The organism is Streptomyces sp. NPDC014995, assembly GCF_043080745.1.
Taxonomy (GTDB): domain Bacteria; phylum Actinomycetota; class Actinomycetes; order Streptomycetales; family Streptomycetaceae; genus Streptomyces.
This window is the reverse complement of record NZ_JBIBVX010000014.1, coordinates 18,139-42,392: the sequence shown is the minus strand read 5'-3', so window position 1 is coordinate 42,392 and position 24,254 is coordinate 18,139. Positions and strand designations below refer to the sequence as shown.

At 71.5% G+C, this 24,254-nt stretch carries 20 protein-coding genes; 8 read left to right on the top strand and 12 right to left on the bottom strand.

Going from position 1 to position 24,254, the window contains the following annotated elements; genetic code table 11:
- Positions 1-1,413, top strand: a complete 1,413-nt coding sequence (locus tag ACF1A1_RS26825; RefSeq protein WP_392003415.1) for an RICIN domain-containing protein — start codon at positions 1-3, stop codon at positions 1,411-1,413.
- Between the two features lie 15 nt (positions 1,414-1,428).
- Here the strand turns inward: ACF1A1_RS26825 and ACF1A1_RS26820 are convergent, their stop codons facing one another.
- Entirely contained in the window at positions 1,429-3,120 is a 1,692-nt protein-coding gene (locus tag ACF1A1_RS26820; protein WP_392003414.1) for a rhamnogalacturonan lyase B N-terminal domain-containing protein, read from the bottom strand.
- A 191-nt stretch (positions 3,121-3,311) separates the two neighbouring features.
- Here ACF1A1_RS26820 and ACF1A1_RS26815 point away from each other — a divergent pair, with 191 nt between their 5' ends.
- Positions 3,312-4,358: a rhamnogalacturonan acetylesterase gene (locus tag ACF1A1_RS26815; protein WP_392003412.1), complete on the top strand. Its 1,047-nt coding sequence runs from the start codon at positions 3,312-3,314 to the stop codon at positions 4,356-4,358.
- A gap of 68 nt (positions 4,359-4,426) precedes the next feature.
- Positions 4,427-6,157 carry a DUF2264 domain-containing protein gene (locus ACF1A1_RS26810; RefSeq protein ID WP_392003411.1) on the top strand — a complete coding sequence of 577 codons (1,731 nt, stop codon included), beginning with the start codon at positions 4,427-4,429 and terminating at the stop codon, positions 6,155-6,157.
- A 211-nt stretch (positions 6,158-6,368) separates the two neighbouring features.
- On the opposite strand, the gene ACF1A1_RS26805 is transcribed toward ACF1A1_RS26810, so the two are convergent.
- Complete coding sequence (locus ACF1A1_RS26805) at positions 6,369-7,754, bottom strand: hypothetical protein (RefSeq protein ID WP_392003409.1); 1,386 nt, start codon at positions 7,752-7,754, stop codon at positions 6,369-6,371.
- Between the two features lie 116 nt (positions 7,755-7,870).
- On the opposite strand from ACF1A1_RS26805, the gene ACF1A1_RS26800 reads away from it, so the two are divergent.
- Positions 7,871-8,239 (top strand): VOC family protein, encoded by a 369-nt coding sequence (locus ACF1A1_RS26800; protein ID WP_392003408.1) that lies wholly within the window; start codon positions 7,871-7,873, stop codon positions 8,237-8,239.
- A gap of 110 nt (positions 8,240-8,349) precedes the next feature.
- Here ACF1A1_RS26800 and ACF1A1_RS26795 read toward each other — a convergent pair whose 3' ends face one another.
- Positions 8,350-8,922, bottom strand: a complete 573-nt coding sequence (locus ACF1A1_RS26795; RefSeq protein ID WP_392003406.1) for a TetR-like C-terminal domain-containing protein — start codon at positions 8,920-8,922, stop codon at positions 8,350-8,352.
- A gap of 301 nt (positions 8,923-9,223) precedes the next feature.
- Between ACF1A1_RS26795 and ACF1A1_RS26790 the strand changes: the two genes are divergently transcribed.
- Positions 9,224-10,351, top strand: coding sequence for a hypothetical protein (locus ACF1A1_RS26790; RefSeq protein ID WP_392003404.1), 1,128 nt, complete (start codon positions 9,224-9,226; stop codon positions 10,349-10,351).
- Positions 10,352-10,528: 177 nt separating this feature from the next.
- Here the strand turns inward: ACF1A1_RS26790 and ACF1A1_RS26785 are convergent, their stop codons facing one another.
- Positions 10,529-11,848, bottom strand: coding sequence for a jacalin-like lectin (locus tag ACF1A1_RS26785; RefSeq protein ID WP_392003403.1), 1,320 nt, complete (start codon positions 11,846-11,848; stop codon positions 10,529-10,531).
- A gap of 250 nt (positions 11,849-12,098) precedes the next feature.
- On the opposite strand from ACF1A1_RS26785, the gene ACF1A1_RS26780 reads away from it, so the two are divergent.
- Positions 12,099-13,811, top strand: coding sequence for a PHP domain-containing protein (locus tag ACF1A1_RS26780; RefSeq protein ID WP_392003402.1), 1,713 nt, complete (start codon positions 12,099-12,101; stop codon positions 13,809-13,811).
- Positions 13,808-14,326 (top strand): hypothetical protein, encoded by a 519-nt coding sequence (locus ACF1A1_RS26775; RefSeq protein WP_392003400.1) that lies wholly within the window; start codon positions 13,808-13,810, stop codon positions 14,324-14,326. Before ACF1A1_RS26780 ends, ACF1A1_RS26775 begins: the two co-directional genes overlap by 4 nt.
- Before the next feature lie 2 nt (positions 14,327-14,328).
- Here ACF1A1_RS26775 and ACF1A1_RS26770 read toward each other — a convergent pair whose 3' ends face one another.
- Positions 14,329-14,814, bottom strand: a complete 486-nt coding sequence (locus ACF1A1_RS26770; protein WP_392003398.1) for a hypothetical protein — start codon at positions 14,812-14,814, stop codon at positions 14,329-14,331.
- Between the two features lie 233 nt (positions 14,815-15,047).
- Here ACF1A1_RS26770 and ACF1A1_RS26765 point away from each other — a divergent pair, with 233 nt between their 5' ends.
- Entirely contained in the window at positions 15,048-15,293 is a 246-nt protein-coding gene (locus ACF1A1_RS26765) for a hypothetical protein (RefSeq protein WP_392003397.1), read from the top strand.
- 130 nt (positions 15,294-15,423) lie between these two features.
- Here the strand turns inward: ACF1A1_RS26765 and ACF1A1_RS26760 are convergent, their stop codons facing one another.
- From ACF1A1_RS26760 to ACF1A1_RS26730, 7 genes are all read right to left on the bottom strand, one after another.
- Entirely contained in the window at positions 15,424-16,224 is an 801-nt protein-coding gene (locus ACF1A1_RS26760; RefSeq protein WP_392003395.1) for an ABC transporter permease, read from the bottom strand.
- 5 nt (positions 16,225-16,229) lie between these two features.
- A complete protein-coding gene (locus tag ACF1A1_RS26755) occupies positions 16,230-17,033 on the bottom strand; it encodes an ABC transporter permease (protein WP_392003394.1) in 804 nt (267 codons plus the stop codon).
- A complete protein-coding gene (locus ACF1A1_RS26750; RefSeq protein ID WP_392003393.1) occupies positions 17,033-18,028 on the bottom strand; it encodes an ATP-binding cassette domain-containing protein in 996 nt (331 codons plus the stop codon). The genes ACF1A1_RS26755 and ACF1A1_RS26750 overlap by 1 nt, the downstream gene beginning before the upstream one ends.
- 121 nt (positions 18,029-18,149) lie before the next feature.
- Complete coding sequence (locus ACF1A1_RS26745; RefSeq protein WP_392003392.1) at positions 18,150-21,014, bottom strand: glycoside hydrolase family 2 TIM barrel-domain containing protein; 2,865 nt, start codon at positions 21,012-21,014, stop codon at positions 18,150-18,152.
- Positions 21,015-21,041: 27 nt separating this feature from the next.
- Positions 21,042-21,938, bottom strand: a complete 897-nt coding sequence (locus tag ACF1A1_RS26740; RefSeq protein ID WP_392003391.1) for a carbohydrate ABC transporter permease — start codon at positions 21,936-21,938, stop codon at positions 21,042-21,044.
- The gene (locus tag ACF1A1_RS26735; RefSeq protein WP_392003389.1) at positions 21,935-22,900 is read right to left on the bottom strand and encodes a carbohydrate ABC transporter permease; all 966 of its coding nucleotides are present in this window, start codon (positions 22,898-22,900) and stop codon (positions 21,935-21,937) included. The genes ACF1A1_RS26740 and ACF1A1_RS26735 overlap by 4 nt, the downstream gene beginning before the upstream one ends.
- Positions 22,901-22,920: 20 nt before the next feature.
- Positions 22,921-24,183, bottom strand: a complete 1,263-nt coding sequence (locus ACF1A1_RS26730; protein ID WP_392003388.1) for an ABC transporter substrate-binding protein — start codon at positions 24,181-24,183, stop codon at positions 22,921-22,923.
- Positions 24,184-24,254: the final 71 nt, after the last annotated feature.

Here is a 24,254-nt window from a genome sequence, read left to right as displayed (position 1 = left end):
ATGAGACGTGCGTACGCGGCCCTGCTCGCCCTCTGCCTGGCGCTCATCGGCGCCCTGGCCACCGCCGGCCCGGCCCAGGCCGCACCCCAGACCATCGGCAACGGCATCCAGTTCACCGACACGTCGGGCAACCCCGTGCACGCCCACGGCGGCGGGGTCCTCAAGGTCGGGAACTACTACTACTGGTTCGGCGAGCACCGCAACGCCGACAACACCTTCCGGTACGTGGACGCCTACCGCTCCACCGACCTGAAGAACTGGGAGTTCCGCAACCACGTCCTGACCCAGGCGACCGCCCCCGAGCTGGCCACCGCCAACATCGAGCGCCCGAAGGTCATGTACAACGCCTCCACCGGCAAGTTCGTCATGTGGATGCACAAGGAGAACGGCGTCGACTACAGCGAGGCGCGCGCCGCCGTCGCCGTCTCCGACACCGTGGACGGCAACTACACCTGGCGGGGCAGTTTCCGGCCGCTCGGCCAGCACATGTCCCGCGACATCACCGTCTTCGTCGACACCGACGGAACCGGTTACATGATCTCCGCCGCCCGCGAGAACTACGACCTGCACATCTACCGGCTCACCGCCGACTACACCGGCATCGCGAGCCTGGTCGCCGACCCCTGGCACGGCGGCCACCGCGAGGCCCCGGCCCTGTTCAAGCGCGGCAACGTCTACTTCATGCTGACCTCGGGCGCGACCGGCTGGAACCCCAACCAGCAGCAGTACGCCACCGCCACCAGCATCGCCGGCCCGTGGACGGCCATGACGAACATCGGTGACTCGACGACGTACGGCTCGCAGACCGCGTACGTCCTTCCCGTGCAGGGGAGTTCCGGCACCTCGTACCTGTACATGGGCGACCGCTGGGGCAACTCCTTCGGCGGAACCGTCAACGACTCGCGGTACGTGTGGCTGCCGTTGACCTTCCCGAGCTCGACCTCGATGACCATGTCCTGGTCGCCGGAGATCACGGTCGACACGGCCGCCGGCACCGTCACCGGCACGAGCGCCACCTACAACACGCTGATCGCCCGGCACTCCTCCAAGTGCGCGGACGTCACCAGCCAGTCCCTCTGGCAGGGCGCCCAGCTCAAGCAGTACGACTGCAACGGCGGAAACAACCAGAAGTACTGGTTCAAGTCCGTCGGCAGCGGCTACTACCAGCTGGTGGTCCGCAACAGCTCCCTGTGCGTGCAGGAGAACGCCGCCACGGTCACCCAGGAGAACTGCACCTCCACGGCCACCGGCCAGCAGTGGTCGCTCACCACGACGGGCAGCTACGTCAACGTCAAGTCCCGCGCGACCGGCGAGTGCCTCGACGTGAACGGCGCGTCCACCGCCAACTCCGCCGCCGTCATCACGTACACGTGCAACGGTGGCACGAACCAGCAGTGGACCCGCGGAACATGACGTGCCGTCAGCCGGTCAGGCCAGCAGGTCGATCGCGTCGATCGAGGTCCCCGCGCTGAGGAAGCCGGTCGTCCCCGAACCGCTCACCACGTTGATCTTCAGCACGTTGTACTGGCTGGTGTCCGTGAGCCACGCGCTCGCCGGGACGCTGTAGCTGAAGGTGTGGTTGTTGCCCCGGTAGGAGCCGTTGGTCAGCGACCGCGTGTTCGGCTGGGTGGGCGGGGTGGGGATGGACGAGGTCCAGGCGTTGTTGACGACGACCTGCGGCCGGCCGTTGGCGTAGGCCGTCGTCACGCCGATGCGCAGGGTGTGCGCGGCGGCGGCCTGGGCCGCGGTCAGCCTGAAGTAGACGAGCAGGCCGCTGTTGACGTCCTTCCAGAGGTAGCAGGGGAAGGCGGACGTCTCGCTGCCGCTGCCGATGACGACATTGCCGGTCCAGGCGGCGGCCCGTACGTCCGACGGATGCGCGTACGTCATCAGCGCGGCGTTCTTGAAACCGCTCGGCGTTCCCGTCCAGTCGTTGATCCGCCAGATCGCCGTCGCGTTGCTCGGGTCGTTGGACGACGGGATCGTGATCGAGTTGAGGGTGGTCGTCTGCCCGGCGGACACGGTCACCTGCGTACTGTATACAGCCAACTCGCTCTTGTAGACGGTCAGCGTGTACGTCCCCGGCAGTACCCCGCCGATCGAGTAGTAGCCGTCCGAGGCCCGCGCCGCCCCCCAGTACTGAGCCGCCGGGTTGGCGAGCCCCACCGTGTACGGGTGCGCCGTGTTGCGCCCGGTGATGCCGACGCCGGCGACGCGTCCCCGCCCGCTCGCGCCGACGTACCCGGAGATGCCGAGCGAGTCCGCCCACGAGGTGGTCAGGGTGCCCGGGAACAGCGACGAGGAGGGGGCGCCGCCGTCCGTGAAGGCGATGACGTACGGGCCCTGGAGGCCGAAGCGCTGCTCCTCGGTCTGGTTCTGGCCGTAGTAGAGGATCTCGTACAGGCCGCCGCCGTCCGCGCTCTGGTGGCGCAGGAGGGAGCGGTAGAAGGGGCCGCCGGAGGCCTTCTCGTGGTTGCTGCGCACGATCCACAGGCCGACGCCGCCGGAACTCCAGCCGACGTAGTCGTAGTCGATGACCCGGAGCTTGGAGTAGTGCTTCGAGCGGGTCTGGCCGTCGGACTTCGCGAACACGTCGGAGGCCTCGACGGTCGAGTTCGTGTACGTGTAGGAGTCGGGCTCGTCGTTGAGGAACAGGCCTTTCTTCACGCGGAGGATGTAGCGGGTCGCGGAGACGGACGTGTCGGCCTTGTTGGTCCACAGGTAGATGTTGTTCTCGCCGCTGCGGGCCGCGTAGTAGTGCTTCAGCGTGCCGTGGGTGACCGAGATCAGGATGGTCGTGCCGGACTGCCGGACGGTGACGGTGGAGGTGCCGAGGCCGGACTCGATGTGCGAGTTCATGCCGCCGTAGCCCTGGTACTCGACGCCCCGGTAGACCAGCGAGGTCAGGTCGCCGTTGGTCTTGCTGACCTTGAAGACGAGCCGGGCGCCGGTGTCGACGACGTAGTGGGAGCCGTCGTCGGTGTAGCCGAAGGCCGCGGCGGACGCGGGGGTGGCGAGCGGGCCGGCGAGGGCGGCCGAGCCGGCGGCGGCCGTGAGGCCGACGGTTCCGAGGACGAAGGTGCGGCGTCGGACCGGCCGGTGGCTGTCGGATCCGGACATGGGGGTGCCTCCTTCGGGAGGTGTGGGGGTGCGGGTGATTCGTCAGAGTGACAGTTGAATCGATTTCGCGAAAGGGCTTTCACTGGTGGGAGGTTGGCAATCTTGTGAAAAGAGTCCAGGGTCTAGAAAGCGCTTGCCGAAGGCGGTACGGTCCAGCCGCCAGGTCCTGTCGCCCTGACGGAGGAGCCGTAGTGAGACGTTTCACCCCAGCCGTGCTGGCGGCGCTGACCCTGACCACTGCGCTGACGGCCGTGCCCGCCGCCCAGGCCCACACCGGCCGCCCGGCCCCCGGCCTCGACCACTGCACCGCCACCGCCTGCCACTTCGACGTCCCGCCCGGCACCTACGACGTGCGGGTCCTCCTCGGCGGCGAGGCGGCGTCCAGCACCGCGATCAGCGGGGAGACGCGGCGCTCCCTGCTCCCCGAGACCGCCGTCGCGGCCGGCGAACGCGTCGCCCGCAGCTTCACGGTGAACGTCCGCACCCCCGAGGGCGAGCCGACCGGTGCCGCCGGAACTCCCGGCCTCGACCTGGTCCTCGGCGGCTCGGCCCCCGCCCTCGCCGACATCCGCGTCACCCCCGCACGGCACGCCCGCCAGATCTTCCTGGTCGGCGACTCCACGGTCTGCGACCAGCCCGGCGACCCCTACTCCGGCTGGGGCCAGCAGCTGCCGCAGTACCTGCGCAAGGGCGTCTCGGTCGCCAACTACGCGGATTCCGGGGAGAGTACGGTCACCTATCTGGGGAACCCGCAGCTGTGGGCCACCGTCCAGCCGCAGATCCGCCGCGGCGACCTGGTGCTGATCCAGCTCGCCCACAACGACAAGACCACCGACGAGGCGACCTACCGGGCGAACCTGGAGACGCTGGTGGCGGGCGTCCGCGACAAGGGCGGCGAGCCGGTCCTCGTCACCCCGGTCGTGCGCCGCTGGTTCAACGCCGACGGCACGCTGAACAACGGCACCGCCCTGCTCGTCAACGGCCTCGGCGTCGACCACCCGGCGGTCATCCGCTCGGTCGCCGCCGCACAGGACGTGCCGCTGATCGACCTCACCGCCCGGACGAAGGAGCTGGTGGAGTCCCTGGGCGTCGAGGGATCCAAGGCGCTGTACCTCTACAACGAGAAACGGGACAACACCCACACCTCCGTGCACGGCGCGACGGTGTACGCGGGCCTGGTCCGCGACGAACTCCTCGCCCGGCATCTGGTGCCCGGCGGCACCGTGCGGGTGGGATGAGCCCCTGGGGGCGCCCCGACCGGAACCGGGACGTCCCCAGGTCCTGGCCCTCGACCGAAAGAACACCGATGCACCTGCCCCCGCCCGATCCCGCCCTCAGCCCCCGCACCGGCTACACCCGCGCCCACTGGGAGGCGGCCGCCGACGCCCTGCTCGCCGCCGTGGAGCCGTACGCCACCGAGGACCGCGCGCTCTATCACCTCCCCGGCGACCGCGAGAGCTGGTCCGGCCGTCTCTCCGACGGCCTGGAGGGCTACGCCCGCACGCTCCTGATCGCCGCCTTCCGCCGCGACGAGACGGCGCTGGAACGCTATGCGGACGGCCTCGCCGCCGGTGTCGGCGGCGTCTGGCCCCGCATCGAGGACCGCAGCCAGCCGCTGGTCGAGGCGGCCTCGATCGCCCTGGCCCTGCGGCTGACGCGGCCCCTGCTCTGGGACCGCCTGGACGACGGCGTGCGGCAGCGGGCCGCCGCCTGGCTCGGGGACGCGCTGACCGCCGAACCCTGGCCGTGCAACTGGGAGCTGTTCCCGGTGACGGTCGGCGGTTTTCTGTATGCGGTCGACTGGGAGCCGGATACCGCACGCAAAGCGGTCGACCGCGGCCTGGAACGCATCGAACGCTGGTACGTGGGCGACGGCTGGTACACCGACGGCGAGGGCCGCGCCTTCGACTACTACAACGGCTGGGCGATGCACCTCTACCCGGTCCTGCACGCCTGGCTCGCCGACGACCCCCGCCTGCTGGACCTGTACGGAGGCCGGCTCTCCCGTCATCTCGCCGACTACGCCCGCCTGTTCGGCGGCGACGGCGCCCCCCTGCACCAGGGCCGCTCCCTCACCTACCGCTTCGCGACGACGGTTCCGCTGTGGCTCGGCGCCCTGACCGGCCACACCCCGCTGCCGCCCGGCGAGACCCGCCGCCTGGCCTCCGGCGCCCTGAAGTACTTCCTGGAGCGGGGCGCCGTCGACGAACGCGGCCTGCTGACCCTCGGCTGGCACGGCCCCGACCCCGCGGTCCTGCAAGGCTATTCGGGACCCGCCTCCCCCTACTGGGCGAGCAAGGGCTTTCTCGGCCTGCTGCTCCCGCCCGAGCACGAGGTGTGGACGGCGCGGGAGACGCCGGGCCCGGTGGAGCGCGCGGACGCCGTCACGCCGATCGCCGCGCCCAACTGGCTGGTGCAGTCGACCCGTTCGGACGGCCTGGTCCGCCTGCACAACCACGGCAGCGAGGACGTCCGCTACGACCCGTACTACACGCGGCTCGCGTACTCGACGGTGACGGCGCCCGCGTCGTCGTACGACAACAGCGTGATCGTCGGGGACGACCCGAGCCGTACCGGCATCGAACCGCTGGGGGTCGGGGACGGCTGGGTGGCCTCCCGGCACACGGCGGGCGGGGGAGCGCGGGTGACCAGTGTCGTGCTGGTGCGCGGGGCGGCGGAGGTGCGGGCCCATCTGGTGACGGGGGCGGCACCCGGGACGCCGGTGCGGGTGACCGGCTGGGCGGCGGAGGCGGAGGTACGGGCCGACGCCGTGCCCGTCGTCGGCCTGGACGAGGCCCTCACCGGGGTGACCGGTGACGCCGGCGGCCTCTTCGTCGCCCTCGTCCGGCTCACCGCCGAACCGGACCCCGTACCGCTGGAGGAGGTCGTGTCCGTGCGGGTGGAAGGGGCCGACGGGATCCACGTCCGCTGGAGCGAGGGACCCGGGGTGCGCCTGCGGATCACGGACGGCGCGGTCGTCTCGCCGGACCTGGTGCCGGTCGGCACGAACCCGGGCGACGCCGGGGCAGACGCGTGATACCGGCGAACGCGGCCGGCATGGCGAGCGTCATCAGCGCGTAGCGCGCGAACGCAGTGGTGACCCCGGGACGCCCCCGGGCTCCGAGGGAGGAGCCCGGGGCCACCGTCATGACCGTCCGTCATCACCTCCCGGACTGCGGGAGCACGTCGTCGAAGCGGCCCGCACCACCATCGCGTCCACGGGTGTCCACGGCAGGGGGCCGCCGCGGTCAGGGCTTGAGGCGGGCGATCCTCAGGGTCGTCGTGGTCGGGGACGCCCCGGTGAGCGGCTTGGTGTAGGCCGGTGTGACGGGGGCGTACGCCCAGGTGAGGGTGCCGTCCTTGAGGACCGCGATGTCGCCGGTGATCCGGGTGTTCACCACCTTGTCCGCGCTCTGGGCCTTGCCGTTCCAGTCGATGAGACGCAGGTGGGTGCCGGTGAAGGTGCCGGTGCAGGTGCCGTTCGCGCACTTGGCGTTCTTCAGGGACTCCCAGGAGACGAGGAGGCGGTCCTTGCCGTACGGGGCGATGTGGACGTTGACGTGTTCCGTGCCGGCGGCGGCCGTGAGGCGGACCGCCTTGCCGGGGCCGGAGCCGCGGTTCTTCAGGAAGGCGACCGCGACCTGGTGGGTGCTGGTCTTCGGCTGCACGGTCCAGCCCCGGCCGCTCGCGTCGTCCGGGTTCTTCTTCGCGGAGGCGGCGCCGCGGGAGGCGAAGGCGGTGGCGTAGCGGCCGGTGGCGGACTTCACCAGGTCGCCCGTACGGCCGGGGAAGGTGCCGCCGCAGTAGCCCGCCCAGCACTGCTCGCGCTGCACGACGGGGGCGGTGTCCGGGGCGCCGATCCCGGTGGAGACGAACAGACCCGAACGCCAGTCGTCGAAGCAGAGGGAGGTGAAGGCGCCCGTCTTCTCGGGGTGGAGGGCTATGCCCTCGTTGTGGCTGCACCCCCAGCTCCAGCCGCCGCTCATCCGGGCTCCCTTGGCGCTGACGTACGCCAGCTTGTCGCCGTAGTGGCCGTCGGCGAAGCCGCCCGCGCCGTGGACGACGACGTATGCGCCGTACTTCGAGCCGTTCCAGGTGAGCTGGCCGTCGAGCAGCGGGGCCGTGTCGTTCGAGGCGGTGCCGGTGAGCTTGGTGCGGAAGGTCTGCCTGCCGTTCGTGTACCGGACGATCGCGGCCGCCGTCTCCTTCCACTTGTTCGTGTCGGCGACCCGGGTGAGGAGCGCGAAGCCGTCGTTGTGCGCGACCAGGCCGCCGACCTCCTTGGCGCCCTTGACGACCGTGTCGGCACCCGAGCGCTTCCCGGCGGCGGTCAGCGGGGTGACGTGGATGCCGTCCGCGGCGGGCCAGGCCACGCGGAGCGTGCCGTTGGGGGCGGCCGCGGTCGTCGTCCGTGTCCACTCGCGGGTGTTGTTGTAACCGGCCGACAGGTAGGGCAACTCGGCCGCGAGGGTGACGGTGGTGGCGGTGGGGGTGAGGTTCGGGGCGGTGGTAGCCGCTCCGGCGGTGGCGTACCACGCGCCGCCGGCGACGGTGGCTGCCGCGAGGGCGCCGATCGCGGGCTTGCGGGCCGCGCGGACGCGGCGGTGGCGCGTTGTGCGTCGTGCAGTTGTCATGGCCGGGGGTTGCCGCGGGGGGCGGGAAAGGTTGCCGTGCGAGACCGGACGGGCTCGCTGCGGGGGCCGGAGCAATCGCGTTGCCCGGTGCGGGGGCGTGCACGACAATCCCCCGCATGACTTCCATGATCCGCCATGTGACGATCGACAGCTCCGACGCCTACGCCCTGGCGACGTTCTGGTCCCAGGTCCTCGGCCAGGCCGTCCACGAGAGCGACGAGCCGGGCGACGAGGAGGCGCTGATCGAGGGCGCGGGTCTGCTCTTCGTGACCGTCCCGGAGGGGAAGACGATCAAGAACCGCATCCATGTCGACCTCCAGCCGCAGGACCGCACCCGCGAGGAGGAGGTCGAGCGCCTGCTCGCCCTCGGCGCCACGCTGGTCGACGACCGCCGCAATCCCGACGGCACCGGCTGGGCGGTCCTCGCGGATCCGGAGGGGAACGAGTTCTGCGTGGAGCGCAGTGCGGGGGAGCGCGAGCAGTAGGGGAGCGGGGGCGGTAGCGGCGGGGGCAGGGGAGGGCTGCGGGGCGGTTGCCGGAGGGGGCGGTCGGCGAGGGCGGGCGGGGGCACCGGAGGCCGACGGTTCGGCCGGGACTATTCCTCCCGGGGCCAGTGGGTGAGGGCCGTGTGCAGGGCGTCGATCGCCTTCTCCCACGAGCGCTGCACGTCCCGGGGTGCCCCGAAGCCGCCGCCGGCCTCGAGGGCGCAGTAGCCGTGGAAGGTGCTGCGCAGCAGGCGGACGGCGTCGGTGAGGTCGGGTTCCTCGAGGCCGTAGGCGCGGAGCATCCCGTAGGTGATCTCGGCGGTGCGGCGGAAGGCGGGGGTGCCGGCCAACAGGTCCGGGTCGACGGGGAGCTGGGTGGCGGCGTACCGCCCCGGATGCCGCAGCGCGTACGCGCGGTAGGCCCCGGCGAACCCGGCGAGCGCCTCCTTGCCGGCCCGTCCGGCGACGGCCCCGGCGATCCGGTCGATCATCTCGCCGCCGGCGAGCAGGGCGACGCGGGTCCGCAGGTCGTGGAGGTTCTTGACGTGCGAGTACAGACTCGCGTCCTTGACGCCGAAGCGGCGGGCCAGCGCGGAGAGGGTGACGTTGTCGAACCCGACCTCGTCGGCGAGATCGGCGGCGGCCGCGACCAGACGGTCGGGGGTGAGGCCGGCTCGGGGCATGGGGGCGTCGCCTTGCTGGTAGGAGGACGGGGCCTTGGCGGGTCGGGGAAGATCCTAGAGGGTGTCCGGAAGCTGTGAATTCGCGGTGAATATGGCGTGATCATGCTCACTGCGTTCGCGGAATGCGGGTGCGCGGCTTGTGGTGGGGGCGCTGATCGTTTACAACGTCCCCACTCGTGATCAGTTGGGTGGGGACCCGTGTGTCCGGCACGCCTGTCGGCTGTCGGCCGTCGCGCAGCCCCCCGGGGGCGGTGGCCCAGGCCCACGTCCGCGAGCAACCGAGACCGATGGGAAGGCGCACGTGGTCGGCAGACCCCCCGAAGAGCCCGCGAACGGCTCGTCCCTGTCCGACGACGCGCTGCGGGCGTTCCTCGAGGACAGCGAACGAGGGGCCGCCTCCGCCCCGAAGGAGCCTTCCGCCCGCGCCCGCATGGTGACCGAGCGGCTGCGGCGGCAGGGAGAGCCCGAAGGGTGGCGGACCGGGCCCGCCCGGAAGGACACGGACGGACGGGCCGGCCGGCGCCGGAAGCTGTGGCCGGCTCTCGGGGTGGCCCTGGCGCTCGGTGCGGTCGCCGTGTCGCTGAAGCCGTCGTTGCTGCCCGGCGACCCCCTCGGCTCGGGTGAGCCGCAGGCCGCCGCGGCGTCCCCCCTGCCCCCGGAGACCGCCGCCCCGACCGGCGCGCCCGCCCCGGTCGACGAGCAGGTCCCCACCCTCGACCGGCCGTTCGCCGGTTCCCCGGCCCTGCGGTGGGCCGACGGTGAGGCCGGTGTCGTCCTGCCCGCCGCGAAGGCCGTCGGCCCGGCGTCGGAGGAACGGGTCGCGCAGGCACTGGAACTGACCAGGAAACTGCTCGTCGGCGCCAACCTCGACCCGAGGACGCTGCGCGGTGAGAGCCCCACGGACGCGCTCTCGGTGCTCGACCCCAAGCAGCCGGACCTCCTCGGGCACCTGAACGCGTCCCTGCGCACCCCGGACAAGGACCACGACCCCGTGCTGCTGTTCAGCCGCTTCGACCCGGACGAGGTCCGGCTCGTCGGGGACGTGGTCAAGACGCGCGGGCACATGACGTTCAGCAAGGGGGAGTTCGCCGGCGTCGCCGTGCACGCCGACTACACCTTCGTCTATCCGGTCTCCCGCGCCGACGGCTCGACCGAGGTCACCCGCACCGTCGTGCGCCGCGTGCTCGACGTCGAACTCTCCGACCCCGCGCACTACGACGTCACCCCCGGCCGGCTGCTCCTGCGAACGTACGACCAGGAACTCGCCAACTCGGCCTGCGAGGTCTACGACGGTTTCCTCCACCCGCAGTTCGACACCGCCGAGCCGACGGGAGCCGAGCCCACCGGCCCGGCCACGGACCCGTACGACCGCAGTCGGGATGTCGGGCGGAACACCTCGGAGAGCTGCGGAACGGTCTCCCGCGTATAGCCGCCGCAACCGCCGCAACCGCCGCGGTCAGTGAAACCGGCCGCCGGCGCCCGTCTGTCCGGCACGGCGGCCGCTGCTGCGCCCGGGCGGTGTCCGAAGGGACCGTCCGGGGCAGGTGCCGCACCCCGGGCGGTGTCCGAAGAAGTGTCCGGGCGAAGGTGCCGCCACGGGCCCGGCTCAGCCGATCGGTGCGTACACCACCCCCAGCTTGTCCACCTCGTTCCCCGCGCGTCCCGTGAAGCCCACGATCTGCCAGCCGGCCGGAGCCGTGAAGGTCCTCGTGTCCGAGGTGGCCGTGCCGGCCGACAGGGTGCGGCCCCTGTCGGTGGTGAAGGCCGCCGAGAAGATCCGCGTGCGCCCGTCCTTCCGACCCTGTGTCAGCTTGACGGAGGTGAGGTGTTCGCCCGTCGCCAGGGTCAGGGAGGTCGCCGTGCCGCCCGTGCCGCCGTGGGTCAGGGCGGTGCCGCCGTCGTGCGTCAGGGACACCGCGTCCAGGCGGGAGCCGCCCCGCAGGGTCAGGGTGCGGGGGGCGACGGCCGTCGGCAGGTCGTCCGCGTCGTTGAACGCCGTCCCGTGCGGGCCGCCGAAGAAGTCGCTCGCCCTCAAGTCGGGGCTGAGGGTGTACGAGAAGTCGACCGTGTGCGGGAAGTGGTCCGACAGGTTGCCGCCCGCGGAGTCCAGGAAGGACGCCCACTCGTTCTGGTAGCGGGTCGCCGTCAGGGACAGCAGCCTGCTGCCCCGGTAGAAGATCTTGTCCACCACCTCGCAGTCGTTCGACGGGGCCGTGGCGGGGCAGAGCAGCGGGTCCGCGCCCTGGGCCGGCGGCGTGCCGCCCTTCACCAGCCGCACCCACGGGTCCGTCAGGCCGTTCTCGGTGACGAGGGTGCGGATGTTGTCGCCGGCGCGGGTGTAACGCGTGTTCGTGTCGCCCATGACGATCACCGCGTTGCCGGAGGAGTTCGCCTGGATGAAGTCCGACAGCTGCTCGATGTTGGCGCGGCGGGCGGCCAGCGCGTCGTCCGTCGCGTCCGCGTTGGTGTGGACGTTGTAGAGGTCCACGAAGACGCCCTCCGCCAGCCGCACCCGGGCCAGCGTGAAGCCCTTCGGGGTCAGGCAGTTGGTGCCCGTGCAGTTGGTCCAGCGGACGCGTTCGAAGTCCTCGAAGGGATGGTCCGAGAGCGTGTTCAGGCCGTCGCCGAAGCCCGCGCCGCCGCTCGTCGCCGTGCGGTACGGGTGGTCGTCGCCCGCGTACAGCGCCGCGTGGTAGTTGAAGTCCTCCTGGACGTTGACGATGTCGTACGCGCCCAGCCGCGGTGAGATCAGCGGGGTGTTGGTCGCCGGGTTGCCGGAACTGAGGCCCTCGGGCAGGCCCGCCACGTTGTACGTCAGGATGTCGAACGTGCCGGTGGTGGCTGCCGCGGCGGGCGTCGCGCCGGTGCCGGTGAGGCCGGTGAGGGCCAGGGCGGTGGCCGCGAGGGTGCCCAGGAGTCTTCTCATGGCGGGGGTGTCTCCGGTCGGGTGGGGAACGGTCGGGAACCTGAACGCTGCTCATGTTCGGTGTCCAACAGTGTGACCGGCGAGGGCAGTTGAGGAAACAGTGAGGGACGAGGTGAGCCGGACGCGCCCGGGTCGGCCGCCGCTCATCCGCCGGTCGTCGGGCGTTCATGTCCCGACCCGATCCTCCACACGCGGCGCGCTCGCGCCGTGGAAGGCAGCCGCGGAAGGCAGCGGCAACCAGGAGGGCACCATGGGACACGGTCACGCGCACCACCATCACGGACCCGGGCAGGGCCACCACCACGGCCACGACCACGAAGGCGACGGCGCCCTGCCCGCCGCCTTCGACACCTCCGTGCCCGACGAGGCGCTCAACCCCGAGCAGCGGTCACGCCGCTCCCTGCTGCGCCGCGCCGGCCTCCTCGGCGCCGGCCTGACCGCCGCCGGCGTCCTCGGCCGCACGGCCACGACCCCCGCGTACGCCGCCACCGACGGCCGCCGCGGCAAGGGCTTCCTCTGGCTGGCCGGCGACCACCACATCCACACCCAGTACAGCAGCGACGGCAAGTACCGCGTCGTCGACCAGGTCCGCCAGGGCGCCCGGCACGGCATGGACTGGCTGGTCATCACCGACCACGGCAGCGCCACGCACGCGAAGATCGGCGTGGAGAAGGTCAACCCGGACATCAAGGAGGCCCGCTCCGCCCACGAGGACACCCTCGTCTTCCAGGGGCTGGAGTGGAACATCCCGGGCGCCGAGCACGGCACCGTCTTCGTGCACCCCGGCAGCAACGAGGTCTCCGTCCTCAAGCAGTTCGAGACCGACTACGACGGCAGCGTGAAGGGCGCCTCCGACTCCACGCCCGCCAACGAGGCCCTCGCCGTGGCCGGCCTGGCCTTCCTCGGCGAGCAGGTCCGCCGCCGCAAGGTCAAGGACGCGCTGATGCTCGCCAACCACCCCGCGCGGCGCGGTGTCGACTCCCCGCACGAGATCCGCGCCTGGCGCGACGCGACCGACCCGGGCCATCGGATCGCCGTCGGCTTCGAGGGCGCCCCCGGCCACCAGGCGGCCGGCCTCCCCGCCCCCCTCGGCCCGGCCCGCGCCCGGGGGATCTACGACAACAACCCCAGCGCCAACTCCTTCCCCGGCTACCCGCCGGAGAGCTACCGCACCTGGGGCGGCTTCGACTGGATGACCGCCACCGTCGGCGGACTGTGGGACAGCCTCCTCGCCGAGGGCAAGCCCTGGTGGATCACCGCCAACTCCGACTCCCACCAGGTCTACGCCGACACCGCCGTGCGCGGCCCCGGCGGCGACTTCACCGCCGACGGCCGGTACGCCGACCCCGTCTACGGCGGGAGGATCGACATCACCCAGGGCGACTACTGGCCCGGCCAGTACAGCCGCACCCACGTCGGCGCCGACGGCTTCTCCTACGCCGCCGTCATGGACGGCATCCGAGCCGGCCGCATCTGGGTCGACCACGGTCAGCTCCTCGACGGCCTCGACGTGCGCGTGACGGGCGGCGGCCGCTGGGCCACGCTCGGCGGCGCCCTGCACGTCAAGAAGGGCACCGCCGTGACGCTGACGGCCGACATCGCCCTCGCCGGAGGCCCCAACCAGGCCGGGTTCGTCCCCGGGCTGGCGCGCGTCGACGTCATCCAGGGGGACGTCACCGGCCCGGTCGCCGACCCGGACACGTTCACCGCGCCGACGGCCAGGGTCGTCACGTCGTACGACGTGAACAAGTCCGCCGGCACCGTCCGGCTCACCCATCACCTCGGGCGCGTGGACCGGCCGCTGTACGTCCGCCTGCGCGGCACCGACGGCAACCGCTCCGCCGTCGGCGCCATGGGCGCGGCCGTCGACCCGGCGGGTCCGGCGATCGACGTCGTCGGCGACGCCGACCCGTGGCTCGACCTGTGGTTCTACTCCAACCCCGTGTGGATCCTGCCGTCGTGACGGGCCACGTCCTCACGGTGGACGCCGGCCTGCGCGACCTGCGCGCGGCCGATCACCTGCTCCGCGCGTACGCGGCCGGACTGCCCCTGCCCGAGGGCGTGTTCGGCTGCACGCACCTCGTGCGGGGCGACCGGCCGCGCGTCGCCGTCTCCCTCACCGTGCGGGAGGCGGCGGTGGCGGCGCAGCTGCGCGAACGGCTCGTGGCCCAGGGGTACGAGGTGGCCGACGGAGCGCCGGACTCCGTCGGGCGGGCCGTCCTCTACCCCGGGGCGGACGCCCTCCGGGGCACGATGACGGTCGCGGAGGTGCTGTCCGTCTCCGCGATCGACCGCGTGACGGTGCTGGGCGGCACGCCGGCCGGCCGGGCCGTCCCCGGCACCCCGCTCGTGACCCGCGATCACGTGCGGCCGCAGTGGCAGGACGGGCGGCTCGTCCTCACCGCCATGCCCGCCGCCGGCGGCACCCTCGTCCCCTTCGAGGTGCCCGATCCGACGCCCTGCTGCGCCGACCACTGAGGTCACCGCCGCCTGCGGCGGGCCCGGCGCGGGCGGTGCAGCGCGTCCAGCCCGCCCACCACCGCCCGCACATGGGCCGGGTCCCGCGCCCCACGGCCGCCCGCACACCACCACACCGTGCGGCCGTCCTCCTCCCGGACGTGCATCCCGGTCCGGTGCTCGGCACAGACCGGCCAGACCTGCCACAGACACTCCATGACGGTGTCCTGCGCGGCCTCGGCGACGTCGGCGAGCGCGGCGGCCGGGGTGACCCCGCGGCCGTGCAGGAGGTCGTCGCCGTGCCATCGCCCGTCGGGCAGCGCGACGTACACCTGCTCACGCCCGGACTGCTCCGGCTCCCAGGGCGGCAGGGCCAGCAGGCGCAGCGCACCCACGTCCGGCAGGAGGGCGGCCAGGTCGCGGTTGACGAGGCCCAGCGCCTCGTCCCACACCGGGTACTCACCGGGCCGGACCTCGCGGGGCGGCGGCATGTCGAAGGGGTCGAACATGAACGACATCGTCCACCACCGCCCGCCCCGACCGCACGGCGGTTCCCGCGAGCCGAGCGGGCGGCACCGGCGCCGCCCGCGCCGGTCGAGGCCGGCGGTGACTGAGGTCACGCGTTCGGGTCGAGACCCTTCGACAGACGGCGGTCGCGCTGAGCGGCGTCGCCGTCGCCGGACTGGGCTGGGCCCGGGACGTCGCCGTCGCCGCCGTCCTCGCCGCCCTCTTCCTGGCCGGCGTGGCCGTCGCCGGCACCTGTTCCCTGTCGCTGCGTCAGGAGGTCACCCCGGAACCGCTCCTGGGCCGGGTCACCTCGGCCTTCTGGACCCTCCAGTACGCGGCGGCCCCGGTGGGCGCGGCCGTCCTGACCTGGTCCGCCGAACGGCACGGCACCGCACCGGTCGGGCTGCCGGCCGGGGGGTGCTGCGTGGCGATCGCGTGCGTGGCGCCGGTGACACCCGTACGGGGATCCGGGCGGCGCTGACCCGCACGCCGGTGCCCGGCGGGGCGGGGCACGCTCCGCGACCACTTCCCGCGACCTCGTCGGCCTCGGCCTCGGCCGCGGCTTCGTCGGCCCGACGACCGACCACCCGGACCACGCCCCCGGTCCGACGTCACACGTTCACGCCCGCGTAGTGCCCGAGGCTGCGCCGCCACAGCAGCCGTGCCGCGAGGTACGCGACCACGCCCAGCAGCGGGGAGGCCGCCGCCAGCCAGTACGGGGCACCGGTGTCATGGCCGTGGCCGGTGAGGACGGCGGCCGGGAAGTACGCGACGAACGCGAGCGGAAGGCCGTACGTCAGGAAGCCGCCCACCGCCTTCGGGAGCACGTTCAGCGGGTAACTGCCGAACGTGCCGAGCAGTTCCTCCAGCCAGCGGCTCCAGTAGTCGGCGGCGGGGAAGCGGAGGGCGGCGCAGGCCACCGCCGTGAAGAGCGCCGCCTCCAGGAGCATGCCGCCGACGACCGCGGCGACCAGGTACGAGATCCGGCCCGCCGTCCAGTCCAGGTGGCTGCGGCCGATCGCGCCCGCCATCAGACCCGCCGCCACGGTCAGGTCACCGATCGCGTTGGTCGGGAAGTAGGCGAGCTGCACCTGGCGGTGCACCGGCATGGGCCGCACCAGATAGACGTCGATCCTCCCTTCCTGGATCTGCCGGCCGATGAAGTGCATACGCCCCAGCACCAGCACGAACAACCCGTGCGCGAGCATCCGCGTCGCCGGGATCAGCAGCACCTCCGAACTGTCCCAGCCGCCCATCCCGGTGAACCGGGACAGCAGCACCGTCGCGAACACGATCACCGACACCTGCCAGATCGCGCCGATCGCGATCATCAACAGGAACTCGGAGCGGTACTCCAGCTGGGAGCGGAAGTTCAGACACGTGATGCGCCACGCGATCCGCACGGCCTTCATGGGCGTCAGCCTCCCTGGGAGATGACACGACGGGCGGCCCGGTGCCACAGGAACCGCGTGAACAGGGCGAGGACCACGACCCAGCCCGCCTGGACCGCCAGCTGACCGGCCGCGTCCGACAGCGGAATGCGGCCGATGTAGAGGGACAGCGGCACGCTCAGCGTCGCCTGGAAGGGCAGGAAGGAGCTGAGGGTCACGAACCAGTCGGGGAAGAACCACAGCGGCGCGTACACCCCCGACAGCAGGTTCTGCGCGAAGATCAGGATCAGCATCGCGGCGTTGTTGCGCACCGTCCAGAAACACAGCTGGTCCAGGACGAGCATCACGTAGTACAGGACCCACTGGCCGAGCAGCAGACTGAGCGCGAACACGCCCGCCACGGCGGCGGACCCGGGCGGTTCGACCACCCCGGCCGCGAGACAGACCGCGTATCCGCCCACCGCCCACGCGAAGCCGTACAGCTGCTCGCCGAGGGCGCGCAGGGCGTAGTACCGCTGGGGCGGCAGCGGACGCAGGTACCAGTAGACGATCGTGCCGAAGTGCATGTGCTGCAACACCGTGTCCCGGCCCGCGTACTGGTCCAGCTCCCGCAGCCGGGAGGCGAGCACGGCCAGGACGGCGTACGTGACCGCCTGGTCGCGGTCGAGTCCGGCGGTCGTGCCGGTGTGGGCGTACAGGCCGTCCCACAGCGACGCCACCAGCACCACCTGCACGGTCAGCCGGAGCAGGACGGCGGTCATCCGGGGCGGGGCGTGCAACTCGCCGAGCGGGGTGACGCGGGCGGCGCGCCATGCGTGCACGGTGGCCATCACACCGCCCCGGCCTGGCTGTAGGCGGCCCGCATCACGTCCTCGAGATCCGCCTCGTCGATGGCGATGCCCGTCACCTCGTACCGCTCGATGACCGCCTTCAGCGCCCGGTGCACGGACGGGGCGTCCGTTCCGTCGGGGCCGAACACGACCTGCGCCCCGTCGTGCCGCAGCACCGCGATGCCCGGCAGCGCCACGACCTCGGCGTGCGGGTCGGCGAGGGTGGCCCGCACCTGCCAGGTCGAGCCGAACGTGCGGCGGATCTCGTCGAGTCCGCCGTCCAGGACCAGCCGGCCGTGGTTGATCAGGACGACCCGCTCGGCGAGCCGCTCGACCTCCGTCATGTCGTGCGTGGTCAGCAGGACCGTGCGGCCCCGCTCCTCGACCTGGTACCGGAGGAACTCCCGCACCTGCTCCTTGACCACGACGTCCATGCCGATGGTCGGCTCGTCGAGGAAGACGACCGGCGGGTCGTGCAGCAGGGCCGCCGCGAGATCGCTGCGGACGCGCTGGCCGAGGGAGAGGTGGCGGACCCGGGTGTCCCAGAACGACGACAGGTCGAGCAGGTCGTCGAACTCCTTCAGACGGGCGGCGTGTTCGGCCCCCGGCACCTCGTAGATGTCCCGCAGGATCGCGAACGACTCGCGCACCGGAAGGTCCCACCACAGCTGGGTGCGCTGTCCGAACACCGCGCCGATGTTCCGGGCGTTGCGCTCGCGCTCCCGGTACGGCACGACGCCCGCGACGCGCGCCTCGCCGGAGGTGGGGGTGAGGATGCCGGTGAGCATCTTGATGGTGGTGGACTTGCCGGCGCCGTTCGGGCCGAGCAGGGCGAGGAGTTCCCCCGCGGCCACGTCGAAGGTGATGTCGCTGACGGCGTGCTTGGCGACCCGCTCGGGATTCACCAGGGAGCGCAGCGCCCCCGTGAGGCCGGGCCGGCGGACGGTGGTGTGGAAGGTGCGGGACAGGCCGCGCACCTCGATACTGCCGCTCACTCGAGGAACCTCCGTGTGATGGGGACGAGGAACCGCACGGCGGAGGCCGGCCGGGTGGGGGCCGGCCGGCCTTCGGGAGACGTCATCACCGTGTCGGAATGTCGATCAATGGGTCAATCGATTAACCGATCTGCGAGAACACGAACGAGAACTCGGCGGGCGCGGCCTCGAGGAAGTACCGCGGCAGCGGGCCCGGACCGCAGGACTGCGAGCCGATGCCGTGCTGGCCGTGGTCGAGGTTGACCCACACCGTTTCGCCGGGCACCAGGTCGGTGCGGTGCCGGGCGGCGTCCAGCTGCTCGTTCGTCCAGCGCCGGGCGCTGAACCAGAACTCCGGGTCGCCCTCGATCCGCAGTCCGCCGAGCTCGGCCCAGCGGACGTCGGCGCGGGCGCCGTTCTCCTGCGGACGGACGTAGGGAGTCTGCAGACCGTCGACGGTCGACTGCCAACGGCCGACCTGCGACGCCGACCGGGTGTCCGGATACGCCTCGCCGGGACCGCCGCCGAACCACGTGACCGCGTCGGCCTGCGACAGGCCGAAGCGGACGCCGAGCCGGGGCAGCGGCACCGTCCAGTCGCCCTCGGGGGTCACGGATACGGTCAGCTGGATACGGTGTCCGTCCGACGTCCACCGGTATACCGTCGACAGGCCCACCTCCCGGGCGGCGGGCGCCACCCGGGTCCGTACCGTGAGCGCGTCGTCGGCGAGCTCCACCGCGTCCAGACGGTGCCGCATACGGTGCAGGCCCAGCGTGCGCCACAGCTCGCCGTGCCGGACGTCCGACTGCCACGGCGCGCCGTCGTCGTTGTCGGTGGGCGCCCGCCACACGTCCAGACGCAGCCCGGTGACCTCCACGGAGCCGATGGCCCGCAGCGCGCCGGTGCGGGCGTCGAAGGAGGCCGGACCCAGGGTGATGCGTCCCTCGCCGGCCACCGGCCCACCGGCCGCGGCGACCGACGGCAACGCCCGTGCCGCGACGGGGACCTGACCCCAGGCCACCACGTGACCCCGGGGCGCCCACACCGTGTCCTCGGCGAGCACCGCCCGCACCGTCCACCGCGTCTCCGCGCCGCCCCGGTCGCCCTCCGGCGGCTCCGGCAGCTTCACCTCGGCCGACTCGCCCGCGGCGAGCGCCGGCACCGACAGGGTGCCCGACCCGGCCGTCTCGCCGTCCACCTGGAACGCCCACTCGAAGGCCAGCGCCGACAGGTCCGCGAAGTCCTGCTTGTTGGCGATCCGCACGGTGCCGTCCGTGCCGTCGCCGCTGATCGCGACCGGCTCGATCACCTTCTTGAACTCGACGAGCCCGGGCGAGGGGGCGCGGTCGGGGAAGACCAGGCCGTCGCAGACGAAGTTCCCGTCGTGCAGTTCCTCGCCGAAGTCGCCGCCGTAGGCGTAGCCGTAGCGGTCGTCCTTGATGCCGTGGTCGATCCACTCCCAGATGAAGCCGCCCTGGAGCCGCTCGTGCGCCTCGAACAGCCGCTGGTAGTCGGCGATGCCGCCGGGGCCGTTGCCCATGGCGTGGCCGTACTCGCAGAGGACGAAGGGCAGCCGGCGCCGCTTGAGGGTGCCGCCGTCCAGGCCGCGGCCGATGCGCTCGACCTCCTCGTGGAAGGCGTACATGCGGGAGTACATGTCCGTGTCACGGCAGCCGATGTCGCCCTCGTAGTGCACGAGGCGCGAGGCGTCACGACCGTGGATCCACTCGGCCATCGCGGTCAGCCCGCGCCCGGTGCCGGCCTCGTTGCCCAGCGACCAGATCACCACCGACGGGTGGTTCTTGTCCCGCTCGACCATGCGGGCGGCGCGGTCCAGCAGGGCCGGGGTCCAGCGGTCGTCGTCGACGGGGTTGTCCCGCCAGTCCTGCTCGACGAAGCCGTGCGTCTCCAGGTCGCACTCGTCGATCACCCAGAGCCCGTACTCGTCGCACAGGTCGAGGAAGGCCGGGTGCGGCGGGTAGTGGGAGGTGCGGACGGCGTTGACGTTGTGCCGCTTCATCAGCAGCACGTCCTCGCGCATCGTCTCCAGGTCGAGCGCGCGGCCGTGCTCCGGATGCCACTCGTGCCGGTTGACGCCCTTGAACAGGACCGCCCGGCCGTTGACCTTGATCAGGCCGTCCTCCAGGACGACCGTGCGGAATCCGATCCGCAGCGGGACCCGTTCGCCCTCCGTGACCAGCTCACCGTCGTACAGCCGGGGTGTCTCCGCGCTCCACGGCTCGACCGGGACCGTCACCGGCTCACCCGTCGCGACATCGATGTCGAGGGCGGGCACGGTCACCCGCCCGTCGACGTCGGAGTCGACGCGCAGGGTGCCCTCGCCCGTGACGTGGTCGTAGGAGGCGTGCACGAAGTGGTCGAGGACACTGCCCGCCGGGCGGTGCAGCAGCGTCACGTCACGGAAGATGCCGGGCAGCCACCACTGGTCCTGGTCCTCCAGGTAGGAGCCGGCCGACCACTGGTGGACGCGGACCGCCAGTACGTTGCCGGCGGTCTTCAGCAGATGGCCGACGGCGAACTCGTGCGGCAGCCGCGAGCCCTTGAACTCGCCGATGTCCGTGCCGTTCAGCCAGACCCGGGCGCAGGACTCCACGCCGTCGAAACGCAGCACCGCGCCGCCGTCGGCCGGCCAGTCCTCCGGCAGGTCGAAGACCCGCAGATGGTCGCCGGTCGGGTTCTCGGTCGGGACGCGGGGCGGGTCGACCGGGAAGGGATAGAGGTGGTTGGTGTAGATGGGGGAGCCGTGACCCTGGAGGACCCAGTGGCCGGGGACCGTGACCTCGGCCCAGTCCCCGGCGTCGTGGCCCTCCGCGGCGAACGAGTCGTCCTCGGCGTCGGCCGTCGCCGACAGACGGAAGCGCCAACTGCCGTTGAGTGACAGTGACTTCGCGTCCGATGACGCGTACCAGGCGCGGGGCGGAAGGGCCCCGCTGCCCGGCGAGACGTCCTCGACGTAGTCGACGGCCGTAGTCGTGCGCAAAGACATCGGTCTCCAGGTGGTGGGAAGAAGGCGTCAGCCCTTGATGCCCGTCTGCGCGATCCCCTGCACCAGCCAGCGCTGGAGGAAGAGGAACACGATCAGCAGGGGCAGGATGGAAATGGCGGTGGCCATGAAGATCAGGTGGTAGTTGACGGTCTGGTTGGTCATGTACGACGACAGCGCCACCTGCACCGTCCAGGCGCTGGGGTCCTGGCCGATGACCAGCGGCCACAGGAAGGAGTTCCAGCCGTTGATGAAGGTGATGGTGGCGATGGCCGCGAAGAAGTTCAGCGAGTTCGGCACCACGACGCGCCAGTACGCGCCCCAGTAGCCGAGTCCGTCCACGCGCGCCGCCTCCTCCAGTTCCTTGGGGAACCCCAGGAAGTACTGCCGGAAGAGGAAGCAGGTGAAACCACTGAAGAGGCCCGGGATGATCAGACCCCGGTAGGTGTCGATCCAGCCGAGGGACGACACCAGCACGAAGCCGGGCACGAAGGTGACGGCGGTCGGCACCATCAGGGTGAACAGCACGGCGTAGAAGACCTTGCCGGCGTGCCGGTACGGGATGCGGGCCAGGCCGTAGCCGGCCAGGGAGCACACCAGCAGGGTGCCGACGGTATGCAGTACACCGACGACCAGGGAGTTCCACAGCGACTGGCCGAAGTCGACCGTCGGGTCGTCGAACGGCTCGGTGAAGTTGCCCCACTGGATGTCCGTGGGGAAGAGGGCCCAGTCCTCGCCGGTGATCTCGGTGTCCGTGGAGAGGGCGTTGCGGACGAGGACGTAGAACGGGATCAGGAAGAGGAAGGCGGCGACGCTGATGGCGGCGTACAGGCCGGTGGAGCCCATCACGCCGCGGGCGCGGCCGGTGCGGCGGGGCCCGTCGTCGGAGGCAGTGGTCTTGACCACCTCAGGTGCGGTTGTGGTCACTTGGACTCGTCACCCCTTCCGAAACCCATGATCCGGCCCTGGAACAGGCTCACCGCGACGATCAGCAGGGTCAGGATCACCGCGCCCGCGCTGCCTGCGCCGTAGTCCTGGCTGTCGCCGAGGGCGGTGTAGTACAGCTCGACGAGCGGCGGCCGTCCCCAGGTGGTCTTGGACAGCAGGTTGAAGAACTCGTCGAAGGCCTGGTAGGCGGCGATCAGCAGCAGCAGGATGACGGCCGTCGAGGTCGCCCGCAGCTGGGGCAGCGTGATGTACCAGAAGGTCTGCCAGCCCCGCTTGGCGCCGTCGATCGCGGCGGCCTCGTACAGCTCGCCCGGGATGTTCTGGAGCGCGGCCAGGAAGAGGATCATGTAGAAACCGGACTGGAGCCACAGGCGCGCGGTGACGATGACCAGCCAGTACCACGGCGGATCGGGGTTGGCGAGCCAGGCGATGTTCTCGACGCCGAACCAGCCGAGCACGGTGTTCGCCAGACCGAAGCGGACGCCGTTGAAGACGGACATCTTCCAGATGAGGGAGGCGGCGACGTAGCTGCACGCCGTCGGCAGGAAGAAGACCGACCGGAAGAACGCCCGCATGAACCGCAGGCGGTTCACCATCAGCGCCAGCCCGAGCGAGAGCGCCCAGGTGGTGGGCACGATGATCGCGGCGAAGACGGTGAAGGTGACGAGCGCGCCGGTGAAGTTCTCGTTCTCCAGCATGAACACGTAGTTGTCGAACCCGACGAACGTGCTGGGGGTGACGGTGAAGCGGGCCTCGTAGAAGCTGAGCCAGATGCTCCAGCCGATCGGGACGTACACGAAGATCAGCAGGCCGATGAGGAACGGCCCGGTGAACAGCCAGAAGTTGAGGGTGCCGCTGCCCCGCAGCCCCCGCCGCGGCTTGGCCTTGCCAGGCTTCGCCGGGGCGGGGCGCGCGAGGTCGCGCGTGGTGGTCGTCGACATGTCGGGGTCCGTCCGCCGGCCTATCCGAAGAGCTTCTTGAGCTCGGCGTTGACCGCCGTGTCGCACTTGTCGAGCGCGGCCTCCGGGTCACCGTTCTTGCGGACGGAGTCGGCGAAGACGTCCTCCGTCGCCTTGATCATGGCCTGCGTCCAGCCGATGTTGTCGAAGTGCCCGTAGTCGGTGAAGAGCTTGACGCCCTCGGCCGGCAGGCCCGACTTGAGCTTCTCGGCGGACTGGGCGATCGAGGTGCGCGGCGGGATGTGGAAGCCGTAGGAGAGCGCCCAGTCCTCCTGGTACTCCTTCTGGTCGATCCACAGCCACTTCACGTACTCCTTGGCCTCCTCGGCCCTGTCGCTCTTGGCGTTGACGAACATCGACCAACCGCCGTTGTAGACCGAGGGCTTGCCGGCGGCGCCGATCTTCGGGAAGGGGAAGATGCCGAGGTCGTCGCCGAGCGCCTTCTGCATCACCGGCATGGCCCACATGCCGCAGAACTGCATGGCGGTGAGGCCCTGGACGAGCGCGGACGGGTCCCAGTAGTCGGCCGGGGCGTCCAGGAGCAGGTTGCCGCTGGTGAACAGCTTGCGCATCTGCTTGAGGCCCTCGACGACGCCGTCCGTGTGGTAGGCGGGCTTGTTGTTCTGGTCGAGGGTGTCGGCGCCGGCCGCCCAGATCATCGGCCGGATGACCGCCTGCAGCGTGTTGCCGAGGTAGACGCCCTTGACCTTGTCCGTGGTGAGCTTGGCGGCGGCCTCCAGCAGTTCCTCCAGCGTCTGCGGCACCTCGACGCCGGCCTTCTCCAGCAGCGAGGGGCGGTAGAAGAAGAACTGGGGGTCGTCGATCATCCGGACGCCGTATATCTTCCCGTCGACCGTGTGCGACTGGATGTCCGCCTGGTTGAAGTCGTCCTTGACCGGTTCGATGATGTCGGTCAGGTCCGCCACCTGGCCGCTCTTGATGAGCTGGATCTGCGGGTGGAACTCGAAGAGGTCGGGAGCGTTGTCGGTGAGCAGGCTCGCGAACAGCTTGCTCTCGAAGTTGGACCCGGTGATCCACTGCGTCGTCACCTTGGCCTTGTCGTACGCGGCCGCGTACTTCCTGATGGCCTGCTCGGTCCCCGCCTCGCCGTAGGCGTGGAAGTACTGCACCAGGCCGTTGCCGGAACTCCCGCCGCCGCGGCCGTTGTTGCTGCCGCACGCGGCCAGCGTCCCGGCGGCGGCCATGCCCGCGGCGGCCCGGAAGAGTGAACGACGGGACCAGTTGCTGTTGCTCATTGCCGACATGCTGACGTCCTTGTCTCGAGTACGGCTGCGGCTCAACACGGCTTCAGCGCCAGGTGGCTCGAATGGCGTTG

Coding starts and splice junctions, on each gene's coding strand:
- ACF1A1_RS26825 (WP_392003415.1), top strand. CDS start 1: ATGAGACGTGCGTACGCGGCCCTGCTCGCCCTCTGCCTGGCGCTCATC.
- ACF1A1_RS26820 (WP_392003414.1), bottom strand. CDS start 3,120: ATGTCCGGATCCGACAGCCACCGGCCGGTCCGACGCCGCACCTTCGTC.
- ACF1A1_RS26810 (WP_392003411.1), top strand. CDS start 4,427: ATGCACCTGCCCCCGCCCGATCCCGCCCTCAGCCCCCGCACCGGCTAC.
- ACF1A1_RS26805 (WP_392003409.1), bottom strand. CDS start 7,754: ATGACAACTGCACGACGCACAACGCGCCACCGCCGCGTCCGCGCGGCC.
- ACF1A1_RS26800 (WP_392003408.1), top strand. CDS start 7,871: ATGACTTCCATGATCCGCCATGTGACGATCGACAGCTCCGACGCCTAC.
- ACF1A1_RS26795 (WP_392003406.1), bottom strand. CDS start 8,922: ATGCCCCGAGCCGGCCTCACCCCCGACCGTCTGGTCGCGGCCGCCGCC.
- ACF1A1_RS26785 (WP_392003403.1), bottom strand. CDS start 11,848: ATGAGAAGACTCCTGGGCACCCTCGCGGCCACCGCCCTGGCCCTCACC.
- ACF1A1_RS26780 (WP_392003402.1), top strand. CDS start 12,099: ATGGGACACGGTCACGCGCACCACCATCACGGACCCGGGCAGGGCCAC.
- ACF1A1_RS26770 (WP_392003398.1), bottom strand. CDS start 14,814: ATGTTCGACCCCTTCGACATGCCGCCGCCCCGCGAGGTCCGGCCCGGT.
- ACF1A1_RS26760 (WP_392003395.1), bottom strand. CDS start 16,224: ATGAAGGCCGTGCGGATCGCGTGGCGCATCACGTGTCTGAACTTCCGC.
- ACF1A1_RS26755 (WP_392003394.1), bottom strand. CDS start 17,033: ATGGCCACCGTGCACGCATGGCGCGCCGCCCGCGTCACCCCGCTCGGC.
- ACF1A1_RS26745 (WP_392003392.1), bottom strand. CDS start 21,014: ATGTCTTTGCGCACGACTACGGCCGTCGACTACGTCGAGGACGTCTCG.
- ACF1A1_RS26735 (WP_392003389.1), bottom strand. CDS start 22,900: ATGTCGACGACCACCACGCGCGACCTCGCGCGCCCCGCCCCGGCGAAG.
- ACF1A1_RS26730 (WP_392003388.1), bottom strand. CDS start 24,183: ATGTCGGCAATGAGCAACAGCAACTGGTCCCGTCGTTCACTCTTCCGG.